This is a genomic window from Phyllobacterium sophorae (assembly GCF_003010965.1).
Taxonomy (GTDB): domain Bacteria; phylum Pseudomonadota; class Alphaproteobacteria; order Rhizobiales; family Rhizobiaceae; genus Phyllobacterium; species Phyllobacterium sophorae.
Genome location: NZ_PGGM01000005.1, coordinates 240,858 through 258,074 on the forward strand (window position 1 = coordinate 240,858; position 17,217 = coordinate 258,074).

General features: G+C 56.6%; 14 protein-coding genes. 5 read left to right on the top strand and 9 right to left on the bottom strand.

The features are described 5' to 3' along the window. Nucleotides 1-3 precede the first annotated feature (3 nt). Together argF and CU103_RS13770 are read right to left on the bottom strand one after the other, a co-directional pair. Nucleotides 4-942, bottom strand: coding sequence for an ornithine carbamoyltransferase (argF, locus tag CU103_RS13765; protein WP_106664497.1), 939 nt, complete (start codon nucleotides 940-942; stop codon nucleotides 4-6). Between the two features lie 10 nt (nucleotides 943-952). Beyond that, nucleotides 953-2,158, bottom strand: a complete 1,206-nt coding sequence (locus CU103_RS13770; RefSeq protein ID WP_106664498.1) for an aspartate aminotransferase family protein — start codon at nucleotides 2,156-2,158, stop codon at nucleotides 953-955. 509 nt (nucleotides 2,159-2,667) lie between these two features. On the opposite strand from CU103_RS13770, the gene CU103_RS13775 reads away from it, so the two are divergent. Then, nucleotides 2,668-3,192, top strand: a complete 525-nt coding sequence (locus CU103_RS13775) for a GcrA family cell cycle regulator (protein WP_106664499.1) — start codon at nucleotides 2,668-2,670, stop codon at nucleotides 3,190-3,192. 53 nt (nucleotides 3,193-3,245) lie between these two features. Here the strand turns inward: CU103_RS13775 and phoR are convergent, their stop codons facing one another. After that, nucleotides 3,246-4,511 (bottom strand): phosphate regulon sensor histidine kinase PhoR, encoded by a 1,266-nt coding sequence (gene phoR / locus CU103_RS13780; protein WP_106664500.1) that lies wholly within the window; start codon nucleotides 4,509-4,511, stop codon nucleotides 3,246-3,248. Nucleotides 4,512-4,595: 84 nt separating this feature from the next. Here phoR and ppk2 point away from each other — a divergent pair, with 84 nt between their 5' ends. Continuing rightward, nucleotides 4,596-5,510 (top strand): polyphosphate kinase 2, encoded by a 915-nt coding sequence (ppk2, locus tag CU103_RS13785; RefSeq protein WP_106664501.1) that lies wholly within the window; start codon nucleotides 4,596-4,598, stop codon nucleotides 5,508-5,510. A 13-nt stretch (nucleotides 5,511-5,523) separates the two neighbouring features. Here the strand turns inward: ppk2 and CU103_RS13790 are convergent, their stop codons facing one another. Further along, nucleotides 5,524-7,350, bottom strand: coding sequence for a glycosyltransferase (locus tag CU103_RS13790; protein WP_146147796.1), 1,827 nt, complete (start codon nucleotides 7,348-7,350; stop codon nucleotides 5,524-5,526). A gap of 346 nt (nucleotides 7,351-7,696) precedes the next feature. Between CU103_RS13790 and CU103_RS13795 the strand changes: the two genes are divergently transcribed. The 3 genes from CU103_RS13795 (at nucleotide 7,697) to CU103_RS13805 (ending at nucleotide 10,736) form a co-directional block, all read left to right on the top strand. Then, nucleotides 7,697-8,536, top strand: coding sequence for a transporter substrate-binding domain-containing protein (locus CU103_RS13795; protein ID WP_106664503.1), 840 nt, complete (start codon nucleotides 7,697-7,699; stop codon nucleotides 8,534-8,536). 127 nt (nucleotides 8,537-8,663) lie between these two features. Further along, nucleotides 8,664-10,319, top strand: a complete 1,656-nt coding sequence (locus CU103_RS13800) for a lysine--tRNA ligase (protein ID WP_106664504.1) — start codon at nucleotides 8,664-8,666, stop codon at nucleotides 10,317-10,319. A gap of 33 nt (nucleotides 10,320-10,352) precedes the next feature. Continuing rightward, nucleotides 10,353-10,736 carry a VOC family protein gene (locus CU103_RS13805; protein WP_106664505.1) on the top strand — a complete coding sequence of 128 codons (384 nt, stop codon included), beginning with the start codon at nucleotides 10,353-10,355 and terminating at the stop codon, nucleotides 10,734-10,736. Nucleotides 10,737-10,744: 8 nt separating this feature from the next. Here CU103_RS13805 and CU103_RS13810 read toward each other — a convergent pair whose 3' ends face one another. From CU103_RS13810 to CU103_RS13830, 5 genes are all read right to left on the bottom strand, one after another. Next, nucleotides 10,745-11,623 carry a thermonuclease family protein gene (locus CU103_RS13810; RefSeq protein ID WP_106664506.1) on the bottom strand — a complete coding sequence of 293 codons (879 nt, stop codon included), beginning with the start codon at nucleotides 11,621-11,623 and terminating at the stop codon, nucleotides 10,745-10,747. A 12-nt stretch (nucleotides 11,624-11,635) separates the two neighbouring features. After that, nucleotides 11,636-12,274, bottom strand: a complete 639-nt coding sequence (locus CU103_RS13815; protein WP_106664507.1) for a S24 family peptidase — start codon at nucleotides 12,272-12,274, stop codon at nucleotides 11,636-11,638. Nucleotides 12,275-12,421: 147 nt separating this feature from the next. After that, nucleotides 12,422-14,641: a 3-hydroxyacyl-CoA dehydrogenase NAD-binding domain-containing protein gene (locus CU103_RS13820; protein WP_106664508.1), complete on the bottom strand. Its 2,220-nt coding sequence runs from the start codon at nucleotides 14,639-14,641 to the stop codon at nucleotides 12,422-12,424. Between the two features lie 156 nt (nucleotides 14,642-14,797). After that, a complete protein-coding gene (locus CU103_RS13825; RefSeq protein WP_106664509.1) occupies nucleotides 14,798-16,006 on the bottom strand; it encodes an acetyl-CoA C-acetyltransferase in 1,209 nt (402 codons plus the stop codon). A 27-nt stretch (nucleotides 16,007-16,033) separates the two neighbouring features. Beyond that, the gene (locus CU103_RS13830) at nucleotides 16,034-17,206 is read right to left on the bottom strand and encodes an acyl-CoA dehydrogenase family protein (protein ID WP_106664510.1); all 1,173 of its coding nucleotides are present in this window, start codon (nucleotides 17,204-17,206) and stop codon (nucleotides 16,034-16,036) included. Between the last annotated feature and the right edge of the window lie 11 nt (nucleotides 17,207-17,217).

Sequence of the window (17,217 nt, forward strand, 5' to 3'; positions counted from 1 at the left end):
GTATCAGACAAGCGGGCGACCTCCTTCGAGACACCAGGCGAGAATCGCCTTTTGAGCGTGCAAACGGTTTTCCGCTTCGTCGAAGACCACGGAATGCGGTCCATCGATGACCGCATCCGTTACTTCTTCGCCCCGGTGAGCCGGCAGGCAGTGCATGAACAGCGCATCGGGGTTAGCGTGCTTCAACAATGCGTCATTGACCTGATAGGGCATGAATACATTGTGGCCGCGTGCGCGGCCTTCTTGTCCCATCGACACCCAGGTGTCGGTGACAATGCAATCAACACCCTTCACAGCGGCAACAGGATCGGTCGTGAGCTTGATCCTGCCGCCGGCACCCCTCGCCCATTCCAGGTATTTGCCGGAAGGTTCGCTGCCTTCCGGCGTTGCGATATTGAGATTGAAATCAAAGCGGGCCGCGGCCTCGACGAGAGAATGCAGCACATTGTTGCCGTCACCAGTCCAGGCAAAGGTCTTGCCCGCTACCGGTCCGCGATGTTCCTCGAACGTCATGATATCGGCCATGATCTGGCAAGGATGCGTGTCGTCGGTCAGAGCGTTGATCACCGGAACCGTGGCATTTTCTGCCATCTCCGTCAGGCGCTCATGTGTCGTCGTTCGCATCATGATGATATCGACATACCGCGACAATACCTTGGCTGTATCGGCGATCGTCTCACTACGGCCGAGCTGCATTTCGGAGCCCGTCAGCATGATCGTCTCGCCGCCCAGCTGGCGCATGCCAACGTCGAAGGAAACGCGCGTACGCGTCGAAGGCTTGTCGAAAATCATCGCAAGCACCTTGCCGGCGAACGGTTTTTCGATGTTGCCGGCCTTCAGCCGTGTCTTGCGTGCCCGCGCATCTTCCAGAATGGAGCGCAAATCACCCGAAGAAAGCGCCGAGATGTCCGTAAAGTGCCGGAGGTCCTGCTTGATTGTCATGGATGGTTCCTCAAGCGCTCTTCTGTCTGGCAGGCACGGACAGGCGTTCAGCTGCGGCTTCGATCCGTGTGAGAGCGTCGCGTGCTTCGTCTTCCGTTGTGACCAGCGGCGGCAGCAGGCGGACGACATTGTCACCCGCGCCAACCGTCAGAAGATGCTCGTCGCGCAACGCTTGCACGAGCGCCGTATTTGGCAGGACACTTTTCATGCCTACTAACAGGCCACGGCCCCGCACTTCGGAAATCACGCCCGGATAGCGATCGGAGATCGACGCCAGCCCCTGTTTCATGAACAGTGCGATTTTCTGTACATGTTCCAGAAAACCCTCTCCAAGAATAATGTCGAGTACGGCATTGCCTACGGCCATGGCCAGCGGATTGCCACCAAAAGTGGTGCCATGCACGCCCGCAGTCATGCCCTTGGCAGCTTCTGCGGTCGCGAGACATGCACCCAATGGAAAGCCACCACCAATCCCCTTCGCCACGGCCATGATGTCCGGCTGAATTCCGGACCATTCATGCGCGAAGAACTTGCCTGTGCGGCCAACGCCCGACTGAACCTCATCCAGGATCAGCAAAAGACCCTCATCGTCGCAAAGTTTGCGCAAGGCACGCAGATCCTCATCGGGAACCGAACGTACGCCACCCTCGCCCTGGATCGGCTCGATCAGGATGGCTGCGGTTTCAGGGCCAATCGCGGCTTTCAGCGCCTTTTCGTCACCAAATGGGACCTGATCGAAGCCCTCGACCTTTGGTCCAAAACCTTCGAGATATTTCACCTGACCACCGGCTGCGATCGTAGCGAGCGTCCGGCCATGAAAGGCACCTTCAAAGGTGATGATACGGAAGCGCTCAGGGCTGCCATTGACATAATGATAGCGCCGCGCGGTTTTTATCGCGCATTCCAGCGCCTCGGCGCCGGAATTGGTGAAGAATACCTTGTCCGCAAAAGTATTATCGACAAGGCGCTGTCCGAGCCGCTTCTGACCGGGAATTTCATAGACATTGGAGACATGCCACAACTTTTCAGCCTGGGTCTTCAGTGTCTCTACGAGGTGTGGATGGGAGTGGCCAAGCGAATTGACGGCGATACCGGCAGCGAAATCAAGGTAACGATCGCCCGACTCTGTCACAAGCCATACGCCCTCACCTCGCTCAAAGCGCAGATCCGCACGAGCAAAAGTGTCGTAAAGCGGTTGCGCGTTTGCGTCCGTCATATCGTTTCGGGCCTCCAATACCCAGTTTTGCCAAACCTGCTGATTATCCAGAAGAAACCGGCAGCGATTAAATCAAAAAGCCGCCCCACAATGCCATTCTTGGGGGCGGCCACACCGGTAATATCATCATTCGAATTGCAATTGTCAAATGAACACTTCGAAATGCTCCGTCGAGGCACCATTGGCATCGGGGTCCGCCTCGCCAGACTCTGCAACTTAAGCGCGCAATTGCGAGAAGGTTTGCCGATGACGGCATAAAGAGTCTTTTATGCAACAGTTCATCGCGCAAGTTGGGGAAAACCCAAAAAAGCATGGTCACGGGCCACGCCCGACTCTTGTCACAGAGTCATTCCATATTGTAGCTTGAGAAACGAAATAGCTAGATTTCGTGCGGCGTCCTCGTCATCTGAATAGATATGGTATCAGGCCAATCTGGAGCAATCCAGATGCGAGGAAGGATTCAGTCCGGCGTCCGCACAAAACAGAGCCCCATATGGAGCTAGGAAACGATGAACTGGACAGATGAGCGCGTAGAACAGCTGAAGAAACTTTGGGCCGAAGGTCTGAGTGCAAGCCAGATCGCAGCACAACTGGGTGGTGTCAGCCGCAATGCTGTCATCGGTAAAGTACATCGGTTGAAGCTCTCGGGACGGGGCAAGACCACTTCAACCCAGACGCGTAGCAAGAAGGTCAATACAAATGCCTCCGGCGGCCAGCGCAATGGCGGCTCTGCCGGTCATATGTCGAGCCGCGTTGTTAGCCGCAGCGTCGGCGCAACTGCTTTGCAGACCGAATACAGCACGGATCTGGTCCCCCACACTGTCATGAAAACCGTGACTGATGTCGTCGTGCCGATTTCACGGCGGCTGGAGCTGGTGCAACTGAGCGAGCGCACCTGCAAATGGCCCGTCGGGGATCCACTTCAACCGGACTTCAACTTCTGCGGCAATGATGTGGGCGAATCCGGTCCCTATTGCACCTACCATTCGCGGCTCGCCTATCAGCCGGCGTCAGATCGCCGTCGCGTTCGATAACTGTCCGCCAGGGGGCGCCGAAAGGCGCCTTCTTTTTAAGAGCCTCGGGCTTGTCAATTTCGCTGCTGTCCGAATACCACCGTAAAAGATGACCCTTCGCCGACCCGGGAGCGAACAACGAGCCGGGCCCGATGGCGTGTCAGAATATGTTTGACGATGGCAAGGCCGAGGCCGGTGCCTTTTTGGGCACGGCTTGTCTCTACATCGATCCGGTAGAATCGCTCGGTCAGCCGCGGAATATGTTCGTCCGGGATGCCCGGGCCGAAATCCTGAACGGTGGCTTTGATCCCGTCGCCGTCCCGCTTCAGTTCGACAATGACCTTCCCACCGGACTGGCCGTATTTGCAGGCGTTTTCGACGAGGTTCTGGAAGACTTGCGTCAACTCATCCCGGTCCCCAAGAACAATGACTGGCCCGGGATCAATGTTGCGCTCGATCTCCAGGCCAAGATCTGCGGCCAGCGGCCGCATGGCGTCGGCCACATGATCAAGCACGACAGTCAAGTCAACCTGATCCTTCACGGCGATATGGGCCTTCATCTCGATGCGCGACAGTGACAATAGATCGTCGATCAGGCGAGCCATGCGCTCAGCTTGCTTCTGCATGATTTCCAGGAAATTGTCGCGCGCCGTCTCATCATTGCGCGCTGGACCGCGCAGGGTCTCGATGAAACCCGAGAGCGATGCCAGCGGGGTCCGCAGTTCGTGACTTGCGTTCGCGATGAAGTCAGACCGCATACGCTCAAGCCGATGCGCTTCCGTCTGGTCGCGGAAAGACAACAGATATTGGCGGTCCCGTCCGCCGAGCTGATCGAGAAGCAGCACGGTCGCGCGATACCAGCGCTCGACCGGCACGCGTTCGGTATAATCGACCGACCGTGCCATCCCGTCAGCCACGACCGATTGCACCAGGGTCTGCATTTCAGGCGCGCGGAAATGCAACAAAAGCGTGCCACCGCGGGTCAGGGGTCCAAAAGCGCCGCTCGCCGCCGGATTGACGTAGAGGATTGTCCCCTCATGGTCGAAAATGATCAAGGGATCCGGCAGTTGCGCAGCCAGCTGCTGGCCGGACAGCCGAAAGATGGCCGGGTCGCTGACGGGCGAGACAGCCGGGTTGTCAGTGCGTGGCAGCGATGCTGAAAGTGCCACAACTGTAATGAGGACAAGCATGAGGACGGCAAAGCTCAACCATCCGGACGCTTCAGAGCTGAGCACGAGCGCCGTAATGAATGCGGCAGCACCCAACACAAAACGTGCTTGAATTAGCCGCCCCAACAACTTTTGCCGCAGCGTACGGCCCTCCTGACCCCATATGCTCATCCACTAAACTCCTGTCCTGCCGTCCTTTTTTGGCTCTGGACGATCCAACGCTCTCCCCATAACATGGCTTTATGTCAATTGAGGATGAATGACGTGGGTAAAGATTCAAAAAAGAAATCCGACCAGGGGCATTCGCCCGATACCACCCTCAAGCTGAAGATTGACGGCAAGAAACGCAGCTTCAATATCGATGATCCGAAACTACCTGACTGGATCGAAGAAGGTGCGCTTGCTTCCGGGGATTTCCCTTATGACGAAAAGATGCCGAACGAAGAATACGCCGAGATTCTTGAGCGCCTTCAGATCGAGCTCGTAAAGATGCAATACTGGCTCCAGGATACTGGGGGCCGGGTCATATCGGTTTTCGAAGGCCGCGACGCCGCTGGCAAGGGCGGGACGATTTTCAACCTTCGCCAATATATGAATCCGCGCACTGCACGCAATGTCGCACTGCCCAAGCCTAGCGAAACCGAGCGCGGGCAATGGTATTTCCAGCGCTATATCTCGCATTTTCCTACCACTGGCGAGTTCGTCACATTCGACCGGTCCTGGTACAATAGAGGCGGTGTCGAACCGGTCTTGGGGTTCTGCACGCCGGAGCAGCATGAATCGTTCCTGGCGCAAGCACCCGGTTTTGAACATATGATCGTCGCCGATGGAATTTATTTCTTCAAGTTCTGGCTTAACATCGGCCAGATCATGCAGCTCAAGCGCTTCCACGATCGCCGTCACAGTCCGCTCAAAAGCTGGAAGTTTTCGCCGATAGACATCCAGGGCGCCAAGAAATGGGACGATTACACCAAAGCACGCGATACAATGCTGGAGCGTACGCATACCCCGCACGCTCCCTGGACTGTGGTGCGATCAAATGACAAGCGTCGCGCCCGAATTGCGGTGATCCGGAGAATTCTCTTGAGTTTGCCCTACAATGGGCGCGATCCCGGAGTGATCGGCAATGAGGACTCGTTGATCATCGGTTCGGGGCCCGGCTTCATCTAGCGCAATTTTTGCTCTAGACGGGAGCTTCATGAGTCTGGCGCGAAGGGAGATGTGGAGTTTTTTCCCACAGAAATGGATCCGTTTGCAATTGCCACAATGCCCGCCAGGCAGCCACGGATATCAACAACCAATAAAGCGGTATCCATGGCAGGACCATCCCGGACATGTCCTCCCGCCGCAGAACACATCGCCCCAATGCGTGGAAAGACAGATACCCCATCAGGATATTGCAGAGATCGAGAATGGGAATCGCCGGGCTCATTGCGGCGTCAGCAAATGTAAGGTGTAAAGTGGTAATCACGATGAATACCAGCATGAGCGGATACAACAATGCCGAAGCGATCATGCCTGTCGTCAAGAGATGATAGATCACGAAGCGAAGGGTACCGAGTTGTTTCACGAGAAGGAGCGGATTGCGCATTTCGACGAGCCAGGTCTGCATCCACCCTTTCAGCCATCGCGTCCTCTGCCGCAGCCACACGCCGGTATCGGTCGGTGCGTCCTCAATAGTCGGGAGGGCGAGCATATCGATGTGAAACCCGCACCGCGCCAGTCTTGTACCAAGCTCGGCATCTTCGGTAACATTGAATGGATCCCAACCGCCGACTGCTTCCAGACAGCTGCGGCGAAAATGGTTTGAGCTTCCACCAAGAGGCAGCACGGAACGCCGGCGGGCAAGCCAAGGCAAAAGCCCACGAAAATGCGCCGCATATTCAAAGGCGAATAGCCGCGCAAGCGGTCCTTCATGGCTATTTGCAATGATCAGCGGGGCCTGCAGGCAACCGAGGTCGTCCTCGCCCGCATTGAACCGCCCCCACGCCTCCAGCAGTTGGTCGCGGTGCGGCCGGTCTTCAGCATCATAGACAACGACATAGTCCCCCTTCACGAGTTGCAGCCCATAATTCAGGGCTTTGGGTTTCGTACGGGGGCCTGAACCGGGTATCGGAATGACCCGAAACCCCGGCGGAAGTTTGTGCCATTGAAGTGTTGCGATGGTTTCCAGGTCGTCTGCTTCACACAGGAAGAGCACTTCAAGTTTCGACCGCGGCCAATTCAACTCTTCCATCGCTCGCACGAGCTGCGGAACAATATCCGCTTCCCTGTAGAGGGCAACCATGACGCTGTAGTTTGGCAGTTCCGCTGGCGAGACGGTTTGCAACGCTCGCGCCACGGCACTGCCGGCGCTATTGCACGCGAGGAGACGTAACAGGATGCACGCCGAGAAGGACAACGAAAACACAATGTGAAGTGCCGACCACAGCCACTCAGGCCGGAGCATGACGGTGAATAAGGCAGACGACAAAAGCAGGCCGATCAATGCCCCCTGGCTGCCGGTCGTCACAATCCGGGCCGAGTGCTCAGAACTTGTGATCTCAACCATGCGAATGGCACCCTCCACGAGAAGTCCCTCGTGGCTTGATCGCATGAATTCAGCAAGGCATGTTGGCGTCGTTATTCGCAGACGCGCCGCAATATCCGGACTTTCCGGCAGATTGGCCTTGATGACGGCAATATCCTGCATGGTGGGCACGATATAGATAAGCGTGGTTTCTTCCGCTGTCAGAACGATCGCATGGCGTAGCGTGCTCAGAGCGGTAAATTGCGCAACGGTTGGGAGGACGACCTGCACATTCGCCGAAATCTGCTCAAACGCCACTCCAGCTTCGTCGGCAATCGATCTGGCAACCCACACGTCATGTATTCTCTCGGACGCATAGAGTTCTTCGATGAACGAGGAGCCGTTTTCAACAGAAAGCTTAAATGCTTCGACAACCGAAGATTTTGGAGCACCCGCACGGCAAAGGCGCGCGGCGAGCGAGGCTTCTATTTCTCGCGTCACCGATAAAACCCCCGTGAAAAGCAACACTCACAAGGCCCTGTAATATTATTCGCGTTCAAAATCGATGATGATGTAATATTAACCTCTCAAAACTTCAATCAAGAATTGTATAATTGTAAATTACACATACCAATAGTAGTATATTTTTCCAAATCTATAAAAAATATTCAAAAATTTATGACCGATAACCAATAACAAAAATATGTCTTTGTCATCAACTTTTCGAACGTGTTGTGGCCCGATCTGTCATGGGCCGACAGATCATGTTAGCCTGGGTCTGGATCTGTTAATCTGGTCCCGACCCTGGATGAGAACATCCAAACCACTGCACACATATCGAGTTCCCATGCATATCCGGACAATCGCCTCACTTACCCTTGGTCTCTTCGTGACCGCACTTTTGCAAGTCGCCGATGCATCGGATTTCCCGCATTACTGGGACGGGCGCGAACACGTTTCCAAACCTGATCTGTCCGCGGTCGAGCGCATCCGCTTTGTGACGACCGTCGATTATCCACCTTTCAATTTCGTCGATGGTACGGGCCGCATTTCCGGCTTCAATGTAGACCTTGTCCGGGCAATTTGTGCCGAACTGGAGGTAACGCCAATCTGTCAGATCGAGGCCCGGCCATGGAATGAGCTGCAACCAACATTGGAGAATGGCGAAGCGGAGGCGATTATCGCGGGGTTGAAGCCAACGACAGCGCTGCGTGGAAAATTTGCCTTTACTGCGCCATATTTGCGTTTGCCTGCCCGTTTCATGACGCTGAAACAGACTGTTCTAAGGGAACCGCTTGCCGACGCGCTTAACGAGAAGACAGTCGGCGTTATTGCCGGTTCGGTACACCAGGCGATATTTGCCGATTATTTCCCGAAAGGTCATTGGGTCGGCTATCCATCCCGCGACCTCCTTTTCAAGGATTTGCAGGCGAAGAAGATCGACGCTGTTTTTGGCGATGGGTCCGACCTGTCATTTTGGATCGGCAGTCCGGGGGCAAAGAATTGTTGTGTGTTTACCGGCGGGCCTTATATCGCACCACACTTTCTTGGTGACGGCATGATGATCGCAACGACGTTGGAGAATAGAGAGCTCGTCGATGCGTTCAACTTTGCTTTGAAAGCCATGGAGGAAAAGGGAACCATTTCGGAACTCTATCTGCGGTACTTCCCAGTAGATTTCTATTAGGGCGGAGACCATTCAATTTTCTCAAAATCATCAATGGATTGCCCTTACAGCGGCACATGCGATTGACGCAGGCAACCTGTCGCCATAGAGCAAGGGATATCCAGACAGCAGGAATACAGGAAAAAAGATGACTTCGCGCCTTAACACCCAAATCGAACTGACCTCCGAATTGATCGCGGCGGCAGCAGAGGCCAAGGCCTGGCCCTTCGAAGAGGCGCAGAAAATAATCAAACGCTATGAGAAGACCGGCTATCCCGACACGATCCTGTTCGAAACCGGCTACGGTCCGTCCGGCTTGCCCCATATCGGCACGTTCGGTGAGGTGGCGCGCACCTCGATGGTGCGCCATGCGTTTCGTGTTCTGACCAACGACAAAGTCAAGACCAAGCTGCTCTGTTTTTCCGATGATATGGACGGGATGCGCAAGATCCCGGACAATGTACCGGATCGTTCGATCCTGGAGCCGCACCTGCACAAGCCACTGTCCGCGGTTCCCAATCCGTTTGGCGGCGACTACAGCAGTTTCGCCGACCACAACAATGTCATGTTGTGCCGCTTCCTCGATACATTCGGTTTCGACTACGAATTCGCCAGCGCAACGCAATATTACAAGGCGGGCCGTTTCGACGAGGTGCTGCTGCGTGCCGCTGAGCGCTACGACGACATTATGAGGGTGATGCTGCCGACACTTGGCGAGGAGCGCCAGGCGACTTATAGCCCGTTCCTGCCAATTTCACCGACCAGCGGCCGGGTACTCTACGTTCCGATGAAGAATATCGACGCGAAGAACGGCACCATAACTTTTGATGATGAGAACGGCGTCGAGACCACCCTTCCTGTGACCGGTGGCAACGTCAAACTTCAATGGAAACCCGATTTCGGAATGCGATGGGCGGCACTCGGTGTCGATTTCGAGATGTTTGGCAAGGACCACCAGACAAATGCAATCATCTACGATCGCATTTGCGAGATTTTGGGTGGCCGCGCGCCCGAACATTTCGTCTATGAGCTGTTTCTCGACAATCTCGGCCAAAAGATATCCAAGTCGAAGGGGAATGGTCTCAGCATCGACGAATGGCTGACCTATGCGCCCACCGAAAGCCTGGGTCTTTATATGTTCCAGAAGCCGCGAACGGCAAAGCGGCTGTATTTTGATGTCATCCCCAAGGCGGTGGACGAGTACTTTACCTACCTTTCCGCTTATGGACGCCAAACCTGGAAGGAACGGCTGAACAACCCTGTCTGGCACCTGCACGACGGCAATCCGCCAGCGGTCGATATGCCGGTTCCATTCGCGCTCCTGCTTAATCTTGTCAGCGCCTCCAATGCGGAAAACACCAGCGTTCTCTGGGGCTTCATCTCGCGTTATGCACCGGGCGTCACCGCACAGAACAATCCGGAACTGGATGCGCTGGTCGGCTATGCGATCCGCTACTTCAACGACTTTGTGAAGCCCTCAAAGAAATTTCGCATGCCTGACGACGTGGAACGCGGCGCACTGGAAGAGCTGGACAAAAAGCTGGCAACGCTTCCCGGCGATGCTGACGGCAATGACATTCAGAACGCCATTCTCGACGTTGCCCGCACGATCGAGCGCTACCAGGATTACACGAAAAAGAGCCCGGAAGGTGGGCCAGGCGTGTCCGTCTCTTTCTTCCAGATGCTCTACGAGGTGCTCATCGGACAGGAACGCGGCCCGCGTTTCGGCTCTTTCGTCGCGCTCTACGGCATCGCCGAGACACGTGCCCTCATTGCAAGGGCGCTGGCAGAGCAACTATCATAGGCTGGAACGCAAAATCAGTTGGAGGACGACTGGATGATCGATCACACGGGCATCATTGCAAGCAACTTCGAACACAGCAAGAAATTCTACCAGGAAGCACTGGCCGCGATCGGGTATGAGTTGGTTGTCGAATTTCCGGCTTCGGTTACAGGAGACGCCGACGTTGCCGGTTTTGGTGAAGGAGGCAAACCGGATTTCTGGGTGATTGGCGGCACGCCGAACAAGCCGCCGGTTCACGTCGCTTTCCGCGTCAACAGCCGTGCTCTCGTCGATGCTTTCCACAAGGCCGCTTTGGCAGCTGGCGGTCGCGACAATGGCCAGCCGGGACTGCGCCCACATTACCATCCCAATTACTACGGAGCCTACGTGCTCGATTCAGACAGCCACAACATCGAAGCTGTTTGTCACGAAGCATAGACCCGGGTTCACTGCGGCCGCGGCGGAAACGGCGCGTCCGGCGCTGACAATGGCGGCGGAGCCGGCAAAGGCTCCTCCGGCGCCAGCGGAGTGTCGCTGAATGATGGCAGCGGCAGTTCGATCAGGGCCGGAAGCGCTGGCGGCGGGTTGCCGAAGATACCGAGTTTCGCCTCCTCGGCCTTTCTCATTGTTTCTGCCATGGGCGAACCGTCTCTGGCGCGTGCCCAGCCATTCTGTACGAGCCATTCAGCAAGATCCTCATTCCCAAGCCTGCACTGAGTGGCAATGAGGTCGTCCGATGGCTGGGGCGGCACGGCACATTCAACAGCCCGCGAGCGCAGCCAGTTGCGAAAAGCCGTCCGCGCAGCCATGCCGCAGGGCCAGGTTGTGCCACCGTCGGAGTTACACGTTTCTTCCGGTGGCAGCGCTTCGATGCCGTCAAGCGCAATCCTGTAGCCGGAAGCCTCGATCGTACCTGCTGTTGTCGCAACCGGGCGGTAGAGCAGCAGCGGTTTTGCCGTGTTGTCGACCGGCACAGCGGGCGGAGGCGGTGCCGGGGGCGATGCCTGCCCGATATCGCTCAACGGCTGACGTGGCTCGATACGTTCCAGCGGAGCTGTTTGGTTGTTTGGAACCAACGGCACGTCCGGATCAACCTGGCGCGCTTCCGGTGACGTTACTCTTTCCTGCGTTGCAGCAGACTCTGACCCTTCATCCGTGACGTCATTTTTCATCTCGTCAGGCAGTTCGAAACTCTCGGGCGTGACATCAACGCCCTGGCTGGAAATTGCCGGCGTATCCAGGCCTCCGGTAAAGGGTGTAACGAATGCGTAGACCAGTCCCAAAGCCACCAGAACGGTCACGACATAAAGCGCTAGGTGACGCATGCGATAAGGATCCTATTGGCTTGCCCACAGGATTCGGGCGATCCAATCAATATGAACCGCATCAAAAGTGCGATTGGGATGCTCGGGATTCATCGATTGCAATTCGATGGTACGCGGCGTCTGCCGCGCGAGAATCTTGGCCATGACCTCACCGTCCCTGGTCCTGACCACCACGCGGTCGCCACGCCGGACGGCTGCGCCAGGGGCAACAATAATCGTATCACCGTCACGATAAAGCGGCAGCATGGAATCGCCCGAGACCTCGAGTGCATAGACCGCATCACCGGCACCGATAGGAAACTCGACGACATCCCAGCCCTGGCCCACAGGAAAGCCGCCGTCATCAAAGAAGCCGCCTGCACCCGCCTGGGCGAAACCGAGTAGCGGGATTGAGCGCATTGCCCCCCCGGCACGTGTTGCCTTACCCGCGACGAGCATCATGAACTCGTCAATCGATGCGCCGGTGGCTTCCATGATTTTGGCTAAGGATTCCGTCGAAGGCCAGCGCGCGCGCCCGTCTACGGCATAGCGTTTGGATTTGTTGAAAGTCGTCGGATCAAGTCCAGCCCGCTTCGCCAATCCGGAAACGGAGAGGGAATGGCGTTCTGCCAGAGCGTCGATGGCCGCCCAGATGCGGTCATGTGAGAACATCGTTCATTCCAAAAAAAGGAAAAAATACCTTCACTATTGTTTTAAATAGGACTTTCAGAAAAGTCGAGCAAAATTGGGGAAAACTTTCTTATTTTCCAAAGGAAAAGCGGGCCGGAGCCCGCGTTAGCGATACTTGGCCGACGCCGCTCAGGCAGCCTGCTTCTTTTCTTCGGCTTGATAGGGATTAAAGCGCTCGTAAAAGCTCTCCCCCTTCCCGGCCATGTCGAGCAGCAGCTTCGGCGCCTTGAACTGTGCCCCATATTTCCGCTGCAGGCCCTTGGCGATTTCGACAAACTTCGCCGCTCCCATGCCGTCGATATAGGACAGGGTCCCGCCAGTATATGGTGCAAAGCCGAAAGCGAGGATCGAGCCGACGTCCGCTTCACGTGGGTCAGTAACGATGCCCTCTTCCATGACGCGGGCCGCTTCAAGCGCGATGGTGAAGAGAAACCGTTGCTTCAGGACTTCGATGTCGATCTTTTCGGGGTCCTGCTGCGGATAAAGCGTCTTGAGTTCGGGCCAAAGCTGTTTCTTGGCGGGCTTCGCCGGATAGTCATAGAAGCCCTTGCCATTCTTCCGGCCACGTCGATCATATTTGTCGACCAGCGTGTTGACCAATTCCACATGCCGGGGGTCGACAGCCTTTGGCCCGAGATCGGCCAGTGTGGCCTTCAGGATCTTCTGTGACAGGTCGATCGCAGTCTCGTCATTCAGTGCCAGCGGTCCGATCGGCATGCCGGCCATGCGCGCAACATTCTCGATCATCGCCGGAGGAACGCCTTCGACGAGCATGTTATAAGCTTCCGACATGTACCGAAGGACGCAGCGGTTGACGTAGAAGCCGCGTGTATCGTTGACAACGATCGGCGTCTTCTTGATTGCGCGCACATAATCAAGCGCAACCGCGAGCGCCTTGTCAGAGGTCTTCTTGCCAAGAATGACTTCCACCAGCAGCATCTTGTCCACGGGCGAGAAAAAGTGAATGCCAACGAAATTCTTCGGACGCTGCGATACCTTGGCAAGGCCGGTGATTGGCAGAGTTGAGGTATTGGAAGCAAAGATTGCTCCTGGTTTCAACACCGCTTCGGCCTTTTCCGTTACCACTCGTTTGACTTCGCGGTCCTCGAACACCGCCTCGATCACGAGGTCGGCGCCTTCGAGGTCCGCGTAGTCAGACGAAGCCGTGATCAGGCCAAGCAGCTTCTCCTTGTCTTCGGCGGTCGCCTTGCCTCTCTGCATTTCCTTGGTGATGAGGTCGCCGGATTGCGCCTTGCCCTTTTCGGCCGCCTCCAGACTCTGGTCGAGCAGCACCACAGGGATACCCGCCTTGGCGGTAACGTAGGCAATGCCTGCCCCCATGAAACCGGCGCCAACGACGCCAATCTTCTTGAACCTGGTCGGCTTCACATCAGCCGGACGGCGTGCGCCTTTGTTCAACTCCTGCAGGGAGACGAACAATGAGCGTATCATCATCCCGGCTTCCGTTGTCTGCAGGATCTTGGTGAAATAGCGCTGCTCGATCTTGAGCGCCGTATCAAACGGCACGAGCAGGCCCTCATAGACCGCTTTCAGGATCGAGGCGGCACCTGGATAATTGCCATAGGTCTCGCGGCGCAGGATCGCCGTCGCGGCCGGCCAGAGATTGGCGCCGGCAGGCGAATAGATGGCGCCGCCCGGAAGCTTGAAGCCCTTTTCATCCCAAGGCTGAATTGGCTTCAGACCGGCCTTGATCATCTTCTTTGCCGCCTCGACCAGCTTCTTTGCTGGGACGACTTCGTGCACCAGTCCCATAGCCTTGGCCCGCGACGCGGTCAGGCTGGAGCCTGTCGTCATCATCTGCAAGGCGTCCTGCTGATTGGTGAGGCGCGGAACGCGCTGCGTACCGCCGGCGCCGGGGAAAATCCCGACCTTGACTTCCGGCAGGGCCATCTTCAAGGCCGGATCGTCTGAGACCACGCGGCCATGGCATGCCAGCGACATTTCGAATGCGCCGCCCATGCAAGTGCCGTTGATTGCCGAAACCCAAGGCTTCCCCGAGGTTTCGAGCTTGCGGAACAGGCCGCCCATCTTGCCGGTGTTCTCGAAGAGAAGTTCGACCGCTTTCTTTGGATCCTTGGCCTTTTCCTCCTGGAAAAGCTGAAACATGCGCTTGAGCATGGTGAGATCCGCGCCGCCGGAGAACGTGTCCTTGCCGGAGGTGATCACCGCGCCCTTGATCGTTTCGTCCTTGGCGACGCGGTCAACGATCGCATCGAGCTCCTTCATCACCTCTTCGGTGAAGACATTCATGGATTTACCGGGCATATCCCAGGTCACGAGAGCAATGCCGTCCGCGTCGACGTCGAATTTGAAGTTTGTATAGCTCATTTTCTGTACTCCTCATGCCTGCCTGTAAAATTTGCCAAGGCGCGGCGAAAATGGTGATTCTGAGAACCGGAGCGCAGTGGACTTCTCGTCCATGAGCACCGGGAGCGCAAAAATCGCCATTTGCAGACCGTCATGGCGAATTTGCTGGCAGGCATATCAGACGCGTTCGATGATGGTTGCAGTGCCCATGCCCGCACCGATGCACAATGTGACGAGTGCAATGTTGAGATCGCGGCGTTCCAGTTCATCCAGGACCGTGCCGAGGATCATCGCGCCGGTGGCTCCAAGCGGATGGCCCATGGCGATCGCCCCGCCATTGACGTTGATCTTGTCGCGCGGAATGTCGAATGCCTGCATGTAGCGCAGGACCACGGCAGCAAAAGCCTCGTTCAGCTCGAACAGATCGATGTCCGAGATCTTCATCTTGGCGCGCTTCAGCAGCTTTTCAGTCACATCTACCGGCCCGGTGAGCATCAGCGCCGGATCAGAACCGATATTGGCAAACGCACGGATACGTGCACGCGGCTTGGCGCTGAGCGCCTTGCCTGCACTCTTGGATCCGAGCAGCACGCCCGCTGCGCCATCGACGATACCGGAGGAATTGCCGGCGTGATGCACATGGTTGATCGTCTCGACTTCCGGATGGGCCTGAATGCCAACGGCATTGAAGCCGCCCATTTCCCCAGGCATGACAAAGGATGGGTTAAGCGCGGCCAGGGCCTGCATGTCGGTCGTCGGGCGCATATGCTCGTCATGGTCGAGAATGGTCAGGCCATTCTGATCCTTGATTTCGAGAACAGAGTTCTTGAAGTAGCCCTTCTTCCAGGCTTCCCCGGCGCGCTTCTGGCTCTCGACGGCATAGGCGTCGACATCATCACGGCTAAAGCCATATTTTGTGGCGATCAAATCGGCAGAAACACCCTGGGGCATGAAATAGCCCGGCAGACCGACGGACGGGTCCATGTACCAGGCACCGCCAGACATGCCCATCCCGACGCGCGACATGGATTCCACACCGCCGGCAATTACGATGTCGTCCGCGCCCTGCACAATCTTGGCAGCGGCGAAATTTACCGCATCGAGACCGGAGGCGCAGAAACGCGAGATCTGCATGCCAGGCGCTTTGAAATCATACCCGGCTTCGAAAGCGGAGGAACGCGGAATGACAGCACCGGCCTCGCCGACCGGATCGACGCAGCCATAGATGATGTCATCGACCAGACCCGTATCGAGACCGTTGCGGTCGCGTAGCGCCTCCAGCACCTTCGCGCCGAGGCGAACAGCAGGCACCTCGTGCAGGCTCCCGTCCTTCTTGCCTCTGCCGCGCGGTGTGCGGACATGGTCGTAAATATATGCCTCAGCCATTTCATTCTCCCTGTTCGAACCGGCAGCTCAAAGGCTGCGGGCGATCAAAAGCTTCATGATTTCGTTGGTGCCGCCATAGATCCGCTGGACGCGTGCGTCCCGGAACATGCGGGCAATTGGAAATTCGTTCATATAACCGTAGCCGCCATGCAGCTGCAGGCACTCGTCGACGATCTTGTTCTGCAGATCCGTCAGCCAGTATTTCGCCATCGAGGCCGTCACCGGATCAAGGCCGCCATTCACGTGGCGCCCGACGCAGTGATTGTAGAATATGCGCCCGATCGTGGCCTCGGTCTTCAATTCGGCCAGCTTGAATTGCGTGTTCTGGAACTCTATTACCGCTTTGCCGAAAGCCTTGCGCTCCTTGACATAGTCCGTGGTGATCGCAATGGCCCGCTCGGCCATGGCAATCGCCGAGCCGCCAATCTGCAAGCGCTCCTGCGGCAATTGCTGCATCAGCTGGACAAATCCCTGCCCTTCCTCGGTGCCAAGAAGGTTGGATGTCGGGACACGGACCTCGTTGAAGAACAGTTCCGAGGTATCGTTCGACTTCAGCCCTACCTTGTCGAGGTTGCGGCCGCGCTCGAAGCCTTCCTGGCCGTCCGTCTCGACAACGATCAGCGAGGTGCCCTTGGCACCCAGCGAAGGGTCGGTCTTCGTCACCACGATGATCAAATTGGCAAGCTGGCCATTGGTGATGAATGTCTTCGAGCCATTGATGACGTAGTGATTGCCATCCTTCTTGGCGCTGGTCTTGACGCCCTGCAGGTCAGAACCTGCGCCAGGCTCGGTCATGGCGATGGCACCGATCAGCTCGCCAGTCGCCATTCTTGGCAGCCATTTCTGTTTCTGCTCTTCCGAGCCATAATGAAGGATATAGGGGGCGACGATAGAATTATGCAGTGCTATGCCGAATCCGTCGACGCCGACATGGCTGATGGCTTCGAGGATCGCGCTCTCATGTGCGTAGGTGCCACCGGCACCGCCATATTCCTCCGGCATCGAGGCGCAAAGAAGGCCATTTTCTCCAGCCAGTTCCCAGACTGAACGGTCGAATATTTCCTGTTTTTCAAATCGCTCATAATGCGGCAGAACTTCGGCCTCGAGGAACTTCGTGGCCATGTCCTCCAGCATCACGACGTCGTCGGTCTTCCAGTCAGGTTTTGGAACACCCAGTACTTCTTCCGGTCGCAGACCCATCACAAACCTCC

Coding starts and splice junctions, on each gene's coding strand:
- argF (WP_106664497.1), bottom strand. CDS start 942: ATGACAATCAAGCAGGACCTCCGGCACTTTACGGACATCTCGGCGCTT.
- CU103_RS13770 (WP_106664498.1), bottom strand. CDS start 2,158: ATGACGGACGCAAACGCGCAACCGCTTTACGACACTTTTGCTCGTGCG.
- CU103_RS13775 (WP_106664499.1), top strand. CDS start 2,668: ATGAACTGGACAGATGAGCGCGTAGAACAGCTGAAGAAACTTTGGGCC.
- phoR (WP_106664500.1), bottom strand. CDS start 4,511: ATGAGCATATGGGGTCAGGAGGGCCGTACGCTGCGGCAAAAGTTGTTG.
- ppk2 (WP_106664501.1), top strand. CDS start 4,596: ATGAATGACGTGGGTAAAGATTCAAAAAAGAAATCCGACCAGGGGCAT.
- CU103_RS13795 (WP_106664503.1), top strand. CDS start 7,697: ATGCATATCCGGACAATCGCCTCACTTACCCTTGGTCTCTTCGTGACC.
- CU103_RS13800 (WP_106664504.1), top strand. CDS start 8,664: ATGACTTCGCGCCTTAACACCCAAATCGAACTGACCTCCGAATTGATC.
- CU103_RS13805 (WP_106664505.1), top strand. CDS start 10,353: ATGATCGATCACACGGGCATCATTGCAAGCAACTTCGAACACAGCAAG.
- CU103_RS13810 (WP_106664506.1), bottom strand. CDS start 11,623: ATGCGTCACCTAGCGCTTTATGTCGTGACCGTTCTGGTGGCTTTGGGA.
- CU103_RS13815 (WP_106664507.1), bottom strand. CDS start 12,274: ATGTTCTCACATGACCGCATCTGGGCGGCCATCGACGCTCTGGCAGAA.
- CU103_RS13820 (WP_106664508.1), bottom strand. CDS start 14,641: ATGAGCTATACAAACTTCAAATTCGACGTCGACGCGGACGGCATTGCT.
- CU103_RS13825 (WP_106664509.1), bottom strand. CDS start 16,006: ATGGCTGAGGCATATATTTACGACCATGTCCGCACACCGCGCGGCAGA.
- CU103_RS13830 (WP_106664510.1), bottom strand. CDS start 17,206: ATGGGTCTGCGACCGGAAGAAGTACTGGGTGTTCCAAAACCTGACTGG.